Annotated in this window: 13 protein-coding genes and 1 pseudogene; 7 read left to right on the forward strand and 7 right to left on the reverse strand. The window is 67.2% G+C overall.

What is annotated here, in order from left to right:
• Nucleotides 1-32: 32 nt before the first annotated feature.
• Nucleotides 33-956 carry an Hsp33 family molecular chaperone gene (locus E7T10_RS06815; RefSeq protein WP_137721224.1) on the reverse strand — a complete coding sequence of 308 codons (924 nt, stop codon included), beginning with the start codon at nucleotides 954-956 and terminating at the stop codon, nucleotides 33-35.
• Between the two features lie 188 nt (nucleotides 957-1,144).
• Here E7T10_RS06815 and E7T10_RS06820 point away from each other — a divergent pair, with 188 nt between their 5' ends.
• The 4 genes and pseudogenes from E7T10_RS06820 to E7T10_RS06830 all read left to right on the forward strand — a co-directional run bounded on the left by E7T10_RS06820 (nucleotide 1,145) and on the right by E7T10_RS06830 (nucleotide 5,615).
• Nucleotides 1,145-1,684: a hypothetical protein gene (locus E7T10_RS06820; RefSeq protein WP_137721225.1), complete on the forward strand. Its 540-nt coding sequence runs from the start codon at nucleotides 1,145-1,147 to the stop codon at nucleotides 1,682-1,684.
• A gap of 121 nt (nucleotides 1,685-1,805) precedes the next feature.
• A pseudogene (locus E7T10_RS16115) lies at nucleotides 1,806-2,285 on the forward strand (HAD family hydrolase); the annotation flags it as partial.
• A 216-nt stretch (nucleotides 2,286-2,501) separates the two neighbouring features.
• On the forward strand, nucleotides 2,502-3,698 hold the full coding sequence (gene serA / locus E7T10_RS16120) for a phosphoglycerate dehydrogenase (RefSeq protein WP_371276295.1): 1,197 nt from the start codon (nucleotides 2,502-2,504) through the stop codon (nucleotides 3,696-3,698).
• Between the two features lie 114 nt (nucleotides 3,699-3,812).
• Nucleotides 3,813-5,615: an autotransporter domain-containing protein gene (locus E7T10_RS06830; RefSeq protein ID WP_137721227.1), complete on the forward strand. Its 1,803-nt coding sequence runs from the start codon at nucleotides 3,813-3,815 to the stop codon at nucleotides 5,613-5,615.
• A gap of 22 nt (nucleotides 5,616-5,637) precedes the next feature.
• Here the strand turns inward: E7T10_RS06830 and E7T10_RS06835 are convergent, their stop codons facing one another.
• Nucleotides 5,638-6,201: a GGDEF domain-containing protein gene (locus tag E7T10_RS06835; protein ID WP_137721228.1), complete on the reverse strand. Its 564-nt coding sequence runs from the start codon at nucleotides 6,199-6,201 to the stop codon at nucleotides 5,638-5,640.
• 183 nt (nucleotides 6,202-6,384) lie between these two features.
• On the opposite strand from E7T10_RS06835, the gene purE reads away from it, so the two are divergent.
• A complete protein-coding gene (purE, locus tag E7T10_RS06840) occupies nucleotides 6,385-6,876 on the forward strand; it encodes a 5-(carboxyamino)imidazole ribonucleotide mutase (RefSeq protein WP_039245324.1) in 492 nt (163 codons plus the stop codon).
• Nucleotides 6,877-7,959, forward strand: coding sequence for a 5-(carboxyamino)imidazole ribonucleotide synthase (locus E7T10_RS06845; protein WP_137721229.1), 1,083 nt, complete (start codon nucleotides 6,877-6,879; stop codon nucleotides 7,957-7,959). It abuts the gene before it with no gap.
• A gap of 248 nt (nucleotides 7,960-8,207) precedes the next feature.
• On the opposite strand, the gene E7T10_RS06850 is transcribed toward E7T10_RS06845, so the two are convergent.
• A complete protein-coding gene (locus tag E7T10_RS06850; RefSeq protein WP_168189902.1) occupies nucleotides 8,208-8,855 on the reverse strand; it encodes a COQ9 family protein in 648 nt (215 codons plus the stop codon).
• 188 nt (nucleotides 8,856-9,043) lie between these two features.
• Between E7T10_RS06850 and rpsU the strand changes: the two genes are divergently transcribed.
• Entirely contained in the window at nucleotides 9,044-9,286 is a 243-nt protein-coding gene (gene rpsU / locus E7T10_RS06855) for a 30S ribosomal protein S21 (RefSeq protein WP_026108547.1), read from the forward strand.
• 166 nt (nucleotides 9,287-9,452) lie between these two features.
• Here rpsU and E7T10_RS06860 read toward each other — a convergent pair whose 3' ends face one another.
• From E7T10_RS06860 to E7T10_RS06875, 4 genes are all read right to left on the reverse strand, one after another.
• Nucleotides 9,453-10,811, reverse strand: coding sequence for an ABC transporter permease (locus tag E7T10_RS06860; RefSeq protein WP_137721231.1), 1,359 nt, complete (start codon nucleotides 10,809-10,811; stop codon nucleotides 9,453-9,455).
• Complete coding sequence (locus E7T10_RS06865) at nucleotides 10,808-11,755, reverse strand: ABC transporter ATP-binding protein (protein WP_137721232.1); 948 nt, start codon at nucleotides 11,753-11,755, stop codon at nucleotides 10,808-10,810. The genes E7T10_RS06860 and E7T10_RS06865 overlap by 4 nt, the downstream gene beginning before the upstream one ends.
• Before the next feature lie 74 nt (nucleotides 11,756-11,829).
• Entirely contained in the window at nucleotides 11,830-13,716 is a 1,887-nt protein-coding gene (locus E7T10_RS06870) for a CocE/NonD family hydrolase (protein WP_246846129.1), read from the reverse strand.
• A gap of 67 nt (nucleotides 13,717-13,783) precedes the next feature.
• Nucleotides 13,784-14,425, reverse strand: coding sequence for a M23 family metallopeptidase (locus tag E7T10_RS06875; RefSeq protein ID WP_045810279.1), 642 nt, complete (start codon nucleotides 14,423-14,425; stop codon nucleotides 13,784-13,786).
• Nucleotides 14,426-14,435: the final 10 nt, after the last annotated feature.

The raw sequence follows: 14,435 nt of genomic DNA on the forward strand, positions 1-14,435 counted from the left end.
AAGGGCGGCTCCCCGGAGCCGCCCTTTCTCGTTCAGATTTGCTCGGCGACCACTTCGTCGGGATCCAGCGCATAGACCGTGGCGCAGTACTCGCAGGTGACGCGGATCTTGCCGTCGTCCTCCAGCATCTCGGCGCGCTCGGCCGGATCGAACGAGGCCAGGACCGAGGTGATCCGTTCGCGCGAGCAACGGCAGACGGCCGTCAGTTCTCGCGCGCCCTCCAGCCGCACCCCGTCCTCGTGGAACAGGCGGAACAGCAGCGTCTCGGGCGAGATGGTCGGGTCGACCAGTTCGTCGTCGGCCAGGGTGCCGAACAGGGCGCGGGTGCGGTCCCAGACCTCCTCGGTCGATCCGCGCGTCTCGTCGCCGGCGATGATCTGGATCATCGCCCCGCCGGCCCGCCATTGCGAACCGGCCTCGGTCTCGACCGCACCGACCGCCAGGCGCACCTTGGTCGGCACCTGTTCGGACTGCTGGAAATAGTGTTCGGCCGCCAGCGACAGGCTTTCGCCCTCGATGGGGGTGATGCCCTGGGTCCTTTCGAAATCCGGGCCGCGATCCAGCGTCATGACGAACACGCCCTGGCCCAGCAGGGACCGGGCGCCCGGCCGGGCGAAGCCCTTGGACGCCTCGGCCACCTCGGCCTCGTCATAACGACAGTAGCCGCGCAGGGCGCCGTCGGTGCCATAGTCGGCGACGACATACCGCACGGGGCCGTCGCCCTGGGCCTGGACCAGCAGCCGTCCCTCGAACTTCAGGCTGGAGCCGATCAGGGCCGCCAGGGCGCAGGCTTCGCCCAGCAGGGCGGCGACCGGCTCGGGATAGGCGTGGGCGGCCAGGATCTTGTCGATGGTCGCGCCCAGGCGAACCAGGCGACCGCGCACGGGCCAGCCTTCGATCTGGAAGGCGGCGGCCAGATCGTCGGAAACGGGAATGTTGGGCGCGTGATCGGTCACGGCGAGGTCCTTTGGGGCGTCATTTCGGGATCGCGGCTATGTAGGCGCCCGTAAGCGACTTGATAAGGGGGCTAATCCGCCGGGTCTTGGGGGAGGGCGACGGAACCGATTTCGGCGCGGATCGCTCTTTTGGCTCAAGCGGAGCCGTCGCTCCGTTCACGACGCCAATAACTGAAGAGGTTCCGCCGATGATCCGCGACATCGATCCGATCGAAGAGATTCGCAAACACCCCGGCATCACCGCCGGCAGCCTCCTCGCGGTCGCCCTCGGCGCGGTCGCCGTCGTCTATCTGACGCAACGCAGCGGTCCTACCCGTTACCAGCGCATCAAGTCGCGCATCGACCCGCGCGGCTGGGTCAATACGTCCGAACTGCGAGACCGTTTCCACGATGCCGTCGACGCCTTCCGCCACCGCGCCGAGGATGTCGGTGAACGCGCCAGCTCCTTTTCGCGCGACGCCCGCCACCGTGCGGCCGACGCCGCCTATGACGTGCGCGACCGCGCCGACGATTGGATCCGTTCGGCCCGCAAAGACGGCAAGAAGGCGTTGAAGAAGCATGGCAAAACGGCGCGCCGCTATGCTGACGACGCCGGTCAATATGCGCGTGATCACGCCCGCGAAGGCGGCGCGCTGCTGGCAGTGGCGACCATCGCCGCAGCCGTCGGCGCGGCGGTGCTCGAAAGCCGTCGTCCCGACAGCCACGTGCGTCGCATCGCGCGCTTCTGACATTTTCGTGCCGCCCGCCCGGTGAAAACCGCGGCGGGCGGCAAACTTTTAGCGCATCTGCCCACAGTGAGCAGCATCGCCCGGCTTTGCCGCAGGCGCGAAGGCCGCTAAGACGCCGCCCATGAGCGCGCGCCCCACACTGATCTTCGACTTCGATTCGACCCTGGTCGATTTCGAGACCCTGGAAGCCTTGGCCGACATCGCCCTTACGGATGCGCCGGGCGCATCCGAAGTGCGCGCTCAGATCGCCGCGCTGACGGATCAGGCCATGGCCGGAGAGATCGAATTCGGCGAGGCTTTGCGCCGTCGGCTGACGCTGTTGCCGCTGACCCGCGCCCATGTCGCCGCCCTGGCCCAGAGCGCTTCGGACCACCTGACCGCGTCGGTGCGGCGCAACCTGAATTTCTTTCAGCAAAACAAGGGCAAGGTCGTCATCCTCTCCGGCGGCTTCCGCGAGGTGATTGCGCCCGTCGCCGAAGAGCTGGGCGTCTCTCCCGATCGCGTGTTGTGCAACGATCTGATCTATGACGCCGACGACCGCGTGGTCGGCGTGGACGACGCCAACCCGCTGTCGCACGCCAATGGCAAGCCGACCGCCATTCACGGCCTGAACCTGTCGGGCCGCGTCGTCATGGTGGGCGATGGCTGGAACGACGCCGAGGTCAAGATCGCGGGCGCCGCTGACGCCTTCTACGCCTTCACCGAGGTCGTGCGCCGCGCGCCGGTGGTCCAGGTCGCCGACGCCGAGGCCGCGTCGCTCGACGAGGTGCTGCATGCCGAAGGGCTGGTCGGTCGCTGGTCCTTCCCGCGCAGCCGCATGAAGATGCTGCTCCTGGAAAACATCCACCCCGCCGCCGTCGAGCGGCTGGAAGAGGCGGGCTATTCGGTCGAAACCCAGAAGGGCGCGCTGGACGAGGACGATCTGATCGCCGCCATCAAGGGCGTCCATGTCCTGGGCATCCGCTCCAAGACCACGGTCAGCCGCCGCGTGCTGGAACAGGCCGATCGGCTGATGGCCGTCGCCGCCTTCTGCATCGGCACCAACCAGATCGACCTGGACGCGGCCTCGGATCACGGCGTGGCGGTGTTCAACGCCCCCTATTCGAACACCCGCTCGGTGGTCGAACTGGCCATCGGCCTGATGATCGTTCTGATGCGCGACGTGGCGGACAAGTCCGCCGCCATGCATGTCGGCAAGTGGAACAAGTCCGCCACCGGCTCAAAGGAGCTGCGTGGCAAGACCCTGGGCATCGTCGGCTACGGCGCGATCGGCAGCCAGCTGTCGGTGTTGGCTGAAAACCTGGGCATGCGGGTGCTGTTCTACGACCTGTCAGAGCGCCTGGCCCTGGGCAATGCGCGCCGCATGCGCTCGCTGGACGCACTGCTGGCCGAAAGCGACGTGGTCACCCTGCATGTCGATGGCCGCAAGGAGAACGCTGACATCTTCGGTGCGGCCCAGTTCGGCCGGATGAAGGAAGGCGCGTTGTTCCTGAACCTGGCGCGGGGCCATGTGGTCGATGTCGGCGCCCTGTCCCAGGCGATCGGCTCGGGCCGGGTCGCCGGCGCCGCCGTCGATGTCTTCCCCGAAGAGCCGCGCACCAACGCCGACCCCTTCGAGAGCCCGCTTCAGGGCCTGCCCAACATGATCCTGACGCCGCACATCGGCGGCTCGACCGAAGAGGCGCAGGAGGCCATCGCCGAGTTCGCGGCTGAACGTCTGCTGGGCTATCTGAACCGGGGCGACACGACCTTCAGCGTCAACCTGCCTAACGTCCAACTCTCAGAGGTTTCGGGCGCGCACCGCATCCTGCACATCCACAGGAACCAGCCGGGCGTGCTGGCCGAACTGAACCGCGCCCTGGCGTCGGCGGGCCTGAACATCCTGGGTCAGCACCTGAAAACGGACGAGCGCACGGGCTATGTCATCACCGACGTGGACCGCGATTACGACCCGGAGGCCCTGCGTGAACTCAAGACGGTGCCGGGCACGCTGAAGTTCCGCACGTTGCAGTGATACGTCGCTCATAAATATCTTCTCAAAGCTGACCTCGCGGCATCTTGCGCTTGGCGTGAACTGGCGCATCCTCACGTCGAACGGCCGCGCAACGACGGCTGCGGGAGGATATTCATGTCACGCTTCATCACCGGCGGCGCCGTCGCCGCCTTGGCGCTCGCCGCCTGCGCCTTTGCCGGCTCAGCCTCGGCCCAGACCTACAACCGTCTCGTCGTCTTCGGTGACAGCCTCAGCGACAACGGCAACCTGTTTCTGATCTCGGGAGGGACCCAGCCGCCGTCGCCGCCCTATGCGCGCCGCTTCTCGAACGGTCCGACCTTCGTTGAACTGCTGGGCTTCAACGCCGCCAACTTCAACGGCTCGGTCACGGGCAGCATCAACTACGCCTTCGGCGGCTCGCGCACCGACGCTTCGGCCGGCGTGCCGTTCGGCATGCTGAACCAGCTGTCGCGCTACACCGCTGCGGGCGGCCGCTTCAGCTCGACCGATCTGGTCAGCGTCCTGGGCGGCGCAAACGACATCTTCCAAGGCCTGCCCGCCGCCGGCCTCACCACCAATCCGGTCGCCGCCATCACCCCGGTCGCCACGACCGCCGCCACTAACGTCAACACGCTGGTCAGCACCGTGGCGGGCGCCGGCGCCGGGACCATCCTGGTCACCAACCTTCCCAAGCTCAGCCTGACACCTCTCTTCCGCGGCCAGATGGCGGCGCCGCTGGCCGACTATGCGGTGACCACCTTCAACACGGCGCTACAGGCCAATCTGACCGCCACCGCCGCCGCGCGTCCAGGCAGCAACATCATCATGATGGACCTGTTCAAAGTCAGCGACACGCTGGCCGCCAATCCAGGGCTGTTCGGCATCACCAATATCACTGACAAGTGCTTCAACGGGGTTACGGTTTGCGCGAACCCAGACAGCTATTTCTACTTTGACGATGTCCACCCGACCGCAGCGGGCCACCGGATCATCGCCCAACTCGCGACCGACTACCTCTACTATGGCGACATCGGCGCCCAATCGACCCTGCAGGGCGAGACGGCTTATCGTCACCGCGAGGATGCTTTGGACGCCGCGGGCGAGGCCCTGTCGGGGCGCCAGCCGTGGGAGGCCGGCGTGTCCGTCACCACCTCGGCCCTGATCGACAGCGTCGACACCGACGCGCGCGGCTCGGTCACCAGCTCGTCCAGCGACGGCTGGGGCGCCCGTATTGCGCTTGAGGCCGGCCCCTCGGCCAACTGGCGCTTCGGTCTGGCCGGCACGGCGCGCAACACCGACGTCGAAAGCCAGGCGCTGCAGTTCAACGTCGAAAGCTTCGGCCTGGACGTCTATGGCGGCTGGCGCTCGGGCGACGTCTTCGTCAACGCCGCCGTCGGCGTGGCGCGCGACAACATCGACGACATCGAACGCACGACCAGCCTCGCGCCGATCGTCCACACCGCCGAAACCCGCGCGCTCAGCAGCGGCGCGCGTCTGCAAGGCGGCATGTGGTTCGACATGGGCGGCGTCGCCCTGTCGCCCCGTGCGGCCCTGGCCTATGTGTCCAGCGACGTGGACGGCTATTACGAACAGGGCGTTGGCGCCCAGTATCAGTACGGCGATCGCACGGTGAAGGCTCTGGCCGGCGAGGTCGCACTGCGCGCCGAGGCTGAAATGGGCGGGTTCGGCCTGTTCGCCGAAGGCGGCTACCGCGACGCTTTGGACGACAGCTCCGATCCGCTGCGCGTCGGCCTCTACAACAACCCGGCGCAGGTGCTGTCGCGCGAGATCGACGATCCGTTCGGCGGCCAGTTCCTAGCCTCGGCTGGCGTCGAGGGTTCGCTCGGCCCGGTCAAGGTGACGGTCGGCTATCGCGGCCGCTTCGGCGACCACGCCGACAGCCACATGGGCGGCATTCAGCTGAAACTGCCGCTTTAAGCGGCAGGGGCGGGAAGGGGCCTCAGCGCCCCTTCTTCCTCACCCACATGGCGGCGTCGGCCTCGGTCAGCCAGACCTCGGCGTCGGTATGGCCGTCCCAGGCGCGCACCCCGAACGAGCCGCCCAGTTCGGTCTTCTGGCCGTCCCAGACAAAGCCCTCGGTCTTCAGCGCCTCGGCCAGCTGACGCGCCTTGGCCCGGCCCTCTTCATAGCCCGCGTGCAACATCAGCAGGGCGAACTCGTCCCCGCCCAGCCGCCCCACCGCATCCGACTCGCGCAGATTGGCCAGGAATAGCTTCGCCACCGCGACCAAGGCCGCATCGCCGGCCGCATGGCCCAGGCTGTCGTTGACGCTCTTGAACCCGTCCATGTCCAGATACAGCAGCACCGCCGGCACCCCGTGCCGCTGGCAATAGGCCATGGTCCGCTGCATCGCTGTGATGAAACCGCGCCGGTTCAGGGCGGGGGTCAGCACATCGTGGTCGGCGGCGGCCTCGGCGGCGGCGGCGCGCGTCTTCCACGCTTCCAGCTCGACGCGCAGGCGCGCGATCTCGGCGGTCAGGTCGTGTTCGGCCACGTCGGTCACGGCGCAGGGATGGCTCCGAAGGCGCGACTCAGTCTGCGTCGCGCGGTCGAACGATGGTAGAGCGTGATCCGCCGACATTGAAGGCCGACATTACGGGCCGACCCGGCTGAAATCACGGTGTTGCGGTTGCGGGCGTCACCCGCGTGCTGTAACCGGCGCCTTTCCGCGAGGGGCCTTGCAGACATGGCGACTTCCCAAACCCCGGTGGCGATCATCATGGGCAGCCGGTCCGACTGGCCGACCATGAAGCTGGCGGCCGATCGCCTGGATCAACTGGGCGTCGCCTGGGACGCCAAGGTCGTCAGCGCCCACCGCACGCCCCAACGCCTGGTCGAGTTCGCCACGGGCGCCAAGGCCGCCGGATACAAGGTCATCATCGCCGGGGCCGGGGGCGCCGCCCATCTGCCCGGCATGGCCGCCTCTATGACCGAACTGCCGGTGTTGGGCGTGCCGGTCCAGTCCAAGGCGCTGAAGGGCATGGATAGCCTGCTGTCGATCGTGCAGATGCCGGCCGGCGTTCCGGTCGCCACCCTGGCCATCGGCGAGGCAGGCGCCGCCAACGCCGGCATCCTGGCCGCCCAGATCCTGGCCCTGTCGGACGAAGAACTGGCCGGACGCCTGGCCGCCTTCCGCGCCGCCCAGACCGAATCCGTCGCAGAAACCGTCGAGGACTAAGTGCCTGATCTTCCGCTTCCCCCCGGTTCGACCCTCGGCATCATCGGCGGAGGCCAGCTGGGCCGGATGCTGAGTCAGGCCGCCTCGCGCCTGGGCTTCGACGTCGTGATCCTGGACCCCGAGGCCGACAGCCCGGCCGGCCGGGTCTCGGCGCGCCAGATCGTCGCCGCTTATGACGACCCCAAGGCCCTGTCGGCGCTGGGCCGCGCCGCCGATGTCGTCACCTTCGAGTTCGAGAACGTGCCGGCCGAATCCATCGAGCGTCTGGCCGAGGCCGGCGCCCTCGTCGCGCCGGGACCGACGGCGCTTCGCGTGTCGCAGGATCGGGTGGACGAAAAGACCTTCCTAAACGCCGTCGGCGCCCCGACCGTCGCCTTCGCCGTCGTCGATACGCTGGACGATCTGGTCGTCGGCCTGACCGAACTGGGGCTGCCCGCCCTCCTGAAGACCCGCCGCGAAGGCTATGACGGCAAGGGCCAGGTCTGGATCCACGCCATCGAGGACGCGCCCGCCGCCTTGGAAAGCCTGGGCGGTCGTCCGGCCATCCTGGAGGCCAAGGCGACCTTCGTGCGCGAACTGTCGGTCATTGCCGCCCGCGACTGGGACGGCCATATGGCGGTCTATCCGCTGGGCGAGAACCGGCACGAAGGCGGCGTCCTGCGCACCACCCTGGCCCCCGCCGCCGTGGATGAGAAGACGCAGGTTCGCGCCCGCGCCATAGCCGAGGCGATCCTGGACGGGCTGGACTACGTCGGCGTTCTGGGCGTCGAATTGTTCGACCTCGGAGACGACGTGCTTCTGGTCAACGAGATCGCCCCGCGCGTTCACAACACCGGCCACTGGACCCAGGACGGCTGTGTCTGCGACCAGTTCGAACAGCATATCCGCGCCGTCGCCGGCTGGCCGCTCGGCCCCAATACAGCCCATGCCCGCATTGAAATGACAAACCTGCTGGGCGACGAGGTCGAGGATTGGCGCAAGCTGTCGGCCAAGTCCGACGAACGGTTGCACCTCTACGGCAAGGCCGAAGCCCGCCCCGGCCGCAAGATGGCGCATGTGAACCGGGTGTTGGGCGTGGTCTGATCAGCCGACCTTGGTCGCGTCACACCGCACGACATTAAACGCGCCGTTGGGAATCGGCTTGCTCTCAACCCAGCAGACCTTCGGTTTCATTTGTGACGGCGGCTCTTGGTAAGAAAGTGCGCTCAAAAGCGCCGACCCGGCCAAAACGCCTAAGCCACTCAAGACGATAGTCTTTTGCATCCTACACTCCCCGTTGGAGTGAAGGGGGCGCATGGGTTGCGCTTTTCGGCAACCTTGACGCGTTCGCCTTACACCCTCGCTCCATACCGCATGCGGCTCAACGCATCGCTGACCTTTCGGAACGGCGCGTCGAAATCCTTGCCCGCCTTCCATTTCTCGAAGGCCATGACGTTTTCGATCCGACGGGCGACGAAGGCCTCGGCCTTTTCGTGGCCGTCGAACCAGCGCATGGTCAGGGCGGGAATCAGGATGCCGGACAGGATCGTCCGCTTCGAATAGTGATTCCAGTCGGTCGCCTCGTCCCCGGCCCAGCGCCACAGATGATCCGCGCTCTCCCAGGCCAGTTTCAGCCCCAGGTCGGCGTTGACGGGCAGGGCGAGGAAGGCGGCGCAGCGACGCGTGGCCTCCAGGTCGGCGGCGCCGGCCTCCATCCGCTCGGACACGGCGCGCGCGACTCGCTCACGAATCTTCAGCGACTTGGCGTCGATTTCACCCAGAGCCGCCAGCGCTCGCGCATCATGGCGGCGCGACAGCAGGGCCGCCAGATCGCGCGCGCCGTTGGGCAGGAGCAGTTCCTCATCGCCCTGCGACAGGCCGCACGCCTCGCAGGCTTCGCGCACCAGACGCGCGTTCCAGCCCAGGGCGGGCGCGCGGGCGATGGCGGCGTCCAGCACGGTCTGTTCGGTCCGGTCGGCCCAGTCTGTCGTCTCGGTCATAAGGGCGATCATACGCTGGTCGTCATGGCGTTTCGAGCCTTGAAGAATGGTCGCGACGATCTGGACAGAAGGGGGCGGCTCGTGTATCAGCGCGCCTTCATCCGAGAGCCCGGCTGTCGGAAGACGATTTTATTTTGTTCGCCCGTCTCCCTCACAGGACGCGGCGGGCGGCCAAAGGAGAGTTTAACCTGGTTCAGATTTTCGTTCGCGACAACAACGTCGACCAAGCGCTGAAAGCCCTGAAGAAGAAGATGCAGCGCGAGGGCAGCTTCCGTGAAATGAAGCGCCACGTGCACTTCGAGAAGCCCTCGGAAAAGCGCGCCCGTCAAAAGGCTGAAGCCATCCGTCGCGCCCGCAAGCTGGCGCGCAAGCGCATGCAGCGCGAGGGCCTGCTGCCCGCGCCGAAGCCGCGCGTTCCCGGCGGTCGTTAAGACCCCGGCGAAAGCCGAAAGATTTAAGGCCGCTTCCTTCGGGAAGCGGCCTTTTTCTTTGCGTTCGTTTCAGCGGAGCGTGGGGCAGGGCTCTTCAAGTTTTGACGGAAGAAGCGCCGCGCCACCTCCCCATCGCGACGCGACGGGGAGGAGACAACCGTGCCGCCTACGCCCGCCCGGTGATCGCCCGGCCGAAGCTCTTCCAGCTCAGCTTCACGTCCGACAGCGCACCGGCGCGGAAGGCCCGCCCGGCGATCCAGACCATGAAGGCGGCGGTCGCGAACATGCCGATCAGCGTCAGAATCACCTCCACCAGCGGCGGGTCGCTGGGCGCGCGCGCGCTCATCAGGAAGGGGGTGAAGAAGGGAATCCAGGACAGCACCTTGACCACCGGCGCATCCGGGCTGGTCAGGGCCATCTGCATCACCAGGATCGGCACGACCAGGATCATCATGATCGGCCCCATCAGGGTCTGGGCGTCCCGCGGCGTCTCGCAGAAGGCCCCGATGGCGGCGAACAGCACCGCATACATCATATAGCCGCCGACCATATAGGCGATGAAATAGAAGATCAGGCCGTCGTGCAGCAGCACCTGTCCGACCGTCGCCGCCGTCTCGGGCGAGGCCGAAATCAGGGTGAAGGCGCCGATCCCGCCCCAGACCCCCATGACCGTCAGGGTCAGCAGCGCCACGCCCAGCACCTTGCCCGTCAGGATTTCGGTCGCTGAGGCCGAGGACAGCAGGACCTCCAGGATCTTGTTCGACTTCTCCTCCATCACGCTGTTCAGCAGGATGGAGGCGCCGGTGATGACCAGCGACCACAAGAGGAAGCCGACGCCCAGGCCGATGAAGGACGGGATCCGGTCACGCATCGACACCTCGCCACCGCTCGCTGCGCTGGGCGAGAAGGACTTCACTTCGGGCCGGAAGGTCTGAACCTCCTGCGCCACGGCCGGGGCGACCCCGGCGGCGGTCAGAAGTTCCGTGCGCCGTGCATCGCGCAGGGCGTTGCGGACGAAGCTGGAAACGTCGTTGTCGGTCGCACGCGCGGTCCAGACCTGGGCGGCGGGCTTTCCATCCATGCGGCTGAGGAAGACCACGGCGTCCAGGCGCCTGGCCTTGGAGGTCTGCTTGTCCAGCGCCTTGCGGATCGCCTCGTCACGCGCCGGGCCGACGACGTCGGCGATGGCGGGCGGCGCGTCGACCAGACGAATCTTGGGGCCGGTGATGGAGGCGACGGCGCGCCCGGCGCCCGCCTGTCCCTTTTCGGCGGCTTCGCGCAGGCGCTCGTTCTGACGGTCCACATCGGCTTGCAACGAGGCGCGTACGGCGGCGGCCAGACCCGTCGCATTGGGGCCTTCCTCGATCACCGCCACCGACTTGATCGGCTCGGAGGCCTTGATCAGCGCCGGAATGCCGCCGCCCAGCACGGCGAACAGCGGAAAGGCCAGAAGCGACAGCCAAAAGCCGACGGTCTTGGCGTAGGCGACATATTCGCGTCGCGCGATCAGCAGGGTGCGGTTCATCGGACAGCCTCCACAGATGCGACGGGTTGGTCGGGATGGTCGCCGGTCAGGCCGATGAAGGCGTCGTGCAGCGTCGGCTCCTTCAGCGCGAAGCCGCGCACGTCCAGCCCGTTCAGGAAGGCCGTCTTCAAGGTGTCCTGGCCCCCAGCGCCGGGCGCCAGGGCGATCTTCAGCCGACGCACGCCATCGACGTCGGACAGGGTCTCGACGCCCGCGACGCCGGGCAGGGCGGCGGCGGCGTCCGCGCTGATCGCTCCATCCAGATTCAGGAAGCGCGGCGAGGTGGCCTTGGCCTGGTCCACCGTCCCCTCGAACGCCTTCTTGCCGCGCGCCAGCAGCACGACCTTGTCGCACAGCCGCTCGGCATGCTGCATCACGTGGGTGGAGAACAGCACCGTGGCGCCGTTCGCGGCCAGCCCGCGAATCATCGCCTCCAGGCCCTGCTGATTCATCGGGTCCAGACCGGAGAAGGGTTCGTCCAGGATCACGAACTCGGGCTGATGCACGACCGAGGCGATCAGCTGCACCTTCTGCGCCATCCCCTTGGACAGCTCCTTCATCTTCTTTTTCTGCGCCTCGCCCAGCCCCTGCTGCTCCAGCAGGGTCTTGGCGCGCTTGCGGCCCTCGGCGACCGGCAGGCCTTTCAGCGCGCCAAAGAAGGCGATGGCCTCGACCGGCGTCATCTTCTTATAGAGACCGCGCTCCTCGGGCAGGAAACCGATCCGGTCGCGCACCTTGCGCCCGTCGTCGGCGCCCAGGATCTCGATTCGCCCCGACGTCGCCGGCTGCAACCCCAGGATCATCCGCAGGGTCGAAGTCTTGCCCGCCCCGTTCGGTCCCAGAAAGCCGCAGATCGACCCTTTCTCGACCTGAAAGCTCAGATCACGCACGGCGTGGAAATCGCCGTATCGCTTGTTCACCCCATCCAGCGTCAACGCCGCCATGTCGCCTCCCAAATCCCTGTTGTCAGACTAGAATCCGACGACAGGGGACGCCAGCGACTTCGGCGCGGGGTTGCCTATTTCACCACAGGCAGGTCGATGTAGGAGGCGTCGTCACCCGCGTGATGGATGGCGTTGTCGGCGACCACGCCCTGGCTCTCGGTCTCGTTCGGTCCGCCCGTGTTCAGGTTGCGCACGAACTTGGGGAAGTTGGAGCTGGTGACTTCGACCCGGATGCGGTGACCCGGCTGGAAGGTGTTGCTGATGGTCAGCGGCGTGGGCTGCACGGTCGCCACTTGGCCCGGCGTCAGGGGCGCGGGGCGGTCATAGCCGTTGCGATAGCGCGCCCGCATGATGGTGTCGCCCAGGATATAGGCTGTGCCGTCCGGCGCCACATCCACCAGCTTGACCGCGAAATCGGTGTCGGGCGCAGAGGACGACACCTTCAGCACCGCATCGATGAAGCCGGTGACCTGCATCGGCTCGGTCAGCGCCTCCGACGTATAGACCAGCACGTCGTTGCGCGCCTCGATCGGCCGCTGATCGAAGGCCCCGGCCGTGACCAGCCCGCCGTTGCAGCAATCGCCGCCGCCGATGGTCTGGACCGGGTTCATGGGATCATAGCGATAGCGGTCGGCCGGCTCGCCGGCGGGGGGCGGCTGAAGACTCAGCATACCATCGCCGTTCAGGCTGTTGGCCGAACCGCCCGAGCGCAGATACATCCGCACCGTCTTGACCCCGGCCGGCGGCCACTGCGCGGCCGTGCGCCAGGCGTTTTCGCCCATGTTGAAATACTGCACGTGCGGCGTGCTCTCGGGGAAGGCGCGGCGTTCGCCCTTCAGCCAGCGATCGAACCAGGCGTGCACCAAGGCGTCGCTGTCGAAGGTGGCGTCGCCCAGCGGCCGGTCGCCCGACTTGTAGTTCGGCCCCAGGCCGCCGAAGGCGCAGTGGTTGTTGGGGCCGACCACGACATACTGGTTCTCGGCAGCCTCGCGATCCTGGGTCGTGGACCGGGCGTGGTTGAACAGCTCCATGTTCGGCCCGATCGAGACGTCATACCAGCTGTTGAACCACAGGGACGGCACGCCCCAGCCCATGTCGTCGTGATACAGGCCGCCTTGACGCCAGGCCGGATCGGACGGAGTGCGCGCGATCAGTTCCTCGAACGTGCCGGCCGGTTCGCCCAGGTCCTTCAGCATCTCGTTGACCGGCAGATGCCGAATCTGACTGGGCCAGTTCACATCCGGCTTCTTGGCGTCCAGGTCGTTGTAGCGAACGATGCGGGCTCGGGTTTCCTGATCGAGATCCATCGGGATCTGGGCGCGCTGCGGATTGTCCACGCCGTACAGCCACACGAAGAACAGGTTGCGCGGCACGCCCCCGGTGTACCAGTTGCCCTGTTCCTGGAACCGGCCGACCTTGCCGATGCCGGCGCCCGAAGCCTGGGGCACCATGGCGGCGTGGGCGGGGTGGTTCTGGGCCGCCAGGGCCAGCTGCCATTCAGCGGAGGACGAACAGCCCAGGGTGCCGACCTTGCCGTTCGACCAGGGCTGGGCCGCGATCCACGTCAGGGCGTCATAGCCGTCGGTCTGGGGATAGCCCAGAATCTGATAGTCGCCGCCCGAGAAATACCGTCCCCGCTCGTTCTGGATGACGAAGGCATAGCCCTTGCTGACCCAGCTCAGGGCCGAGCGCGTGGTGCGGGCGTTGTAGGCCAGCTCGTTATAGGGCGTGCGGACGAAAACGGTCGGCAAGGGGCCGGACGCGTTCTTGGGGCGATAGACATTGGTGGCCAGTCCCACGCCGTCGCGCATCGGCACCATGACCGCCATCTGCACATCCGCCAGGCGCGACAGCTCGGTCTGTGCGGCGGCGTCGCTGTAGCGCCCATAGTCCTGTGCCGAAGCGGCGATGGGCGTGGCGGCCAAAAGGCCCGCGACGACGGCGGCGACGATCTTGTTCATATTCATCCCTCCCAGAACGAGAGGGGACACTAGGACGTTTGCCGCGCCCGTCGCAACGTAATGCGCGTCAGGCCTTGGCCTTCACCGTCACTTCGAAATGGCGGTCGACCACCTTGGTCGGATTGACCTGGGCGCCGCCGCGACGAACCTCGAAATGCAGGTGCGGGCCGGTGGAATAGCCGGTGGAGCCGACCAGACCGATGCGCTGGCCAGGCGCGACCGCATCGCCGTTCGCGACATCGATGCGGCTGAGGTGGCCGTACAGGGTGCTCATGCCGTTGGGGTGGCGCACCTCAATGAAGTTGCCATAGCCCTCGGGGTCATAGCCCGTGCGGATGACTTCGCCCTCGGCGGCAGTGAAAACGGTCGTGCCCTTCGGCGCGGCGATGTCTACACCCTTGTGCGCACGCGCCTTGGCTTCGATGGCCAGTTTGCGCAGGCCGAACGGCGAGTTGATCGCATAGCCGCGCACCGGGGCGGTGAAGGCGATCTGGCGCGTGATCGGACCCGCCTTCTCGACCTCGGCCTTCAGGGGCGGCGAGACCGGCGCGGCGATCTGGGTCGGCGGCGGCAAGGCGGCCTCGCGTGCAGCATTTGGCGCGGCGGCGGCGGCGAAAACGGCCACGGCGGCGAAGGCGGCCGTCTGGCCGGAGTGGATCAACAGGGTCTTGCACCGCGCCATCGGCGCGTTGGATAGCAGGCGTCGCATTCGGCGGCCT

The organism is Brevundimonas sp. SGAir0440, assembly GCF_005484585.1.
Lineage (GTDB): Bacteria > Pseudomonadota > Alphaproteobacteria > Caulobacterales > Caulobacteraceae > Brevundimonas.

Excerpts from the sequence above, each read along its gene's own strand:
- serA (WP_371276295.1), top strand. The coding sequence starts at position 2,502 with ATGAAGATGCTGCTCCTGGAAAACATCCACCCCGCCGCCGTCGAGCGG.
- E7T10_RS06865 (WP_137721232.1), bottom strand. The coding sequence starts at position 11,755 with ATGGCGGCGTTGACGCTGGATGGGGTGAACAAGCGATACGGCGATTTC.
- E7T10_RS06820 (WP_137721225.1), top strand. The coding sequence starts at position 1,145 with ATGATCCGCGACATCGATCCGATCGAAGAGATTCGCAAACACCCCGGC.
- E7T10_RS06870 (WP_246846129.1), bottom strand. The coding sequence starts at position 13,716 with ATGAACAAGATCGTCGCCGCCGTCGTCGCGGGCCTTTTGGCCGCCACG.
- E7T10_RS06875 (WP_045810279.1), bottom strand. The coding sequence starts at position 14,425 with ATGCGACGCCTGCTATCCAACGCGCCGATGGCGCGGTGCAAGACCCTG.
- E7T10_RS06830 (WP_137721227.1), top strand. The coding sequence starts at position 3,813 with ATGTCACGCTTCATCACCGGCGGCGCCGTCGCCGCCTTGGCGCTCGCC.
- E7T10_RS06850 (WP_168189902.1), bottom strand. The coding sequence starts at position 8,855 with ATGACCGAGACGACAGACTGGGCCGACCGGACCGAACAGACCGTGCTG.
- E7T10_RS06860 (WP_137721231.1), bottom strand. The coding sequence starts at position 10,811 with ATGAACCGCACCCTGCTGATCGCGCGACGCGAATATGTCGCCTACGCC.
- purE (WP_039245324.1), top strand. The coding sequence starts at position 6,385 with ATGGCGACTTCCCAAACCCCGGTGGCGATCATCATGGGCAGCCGGTCC.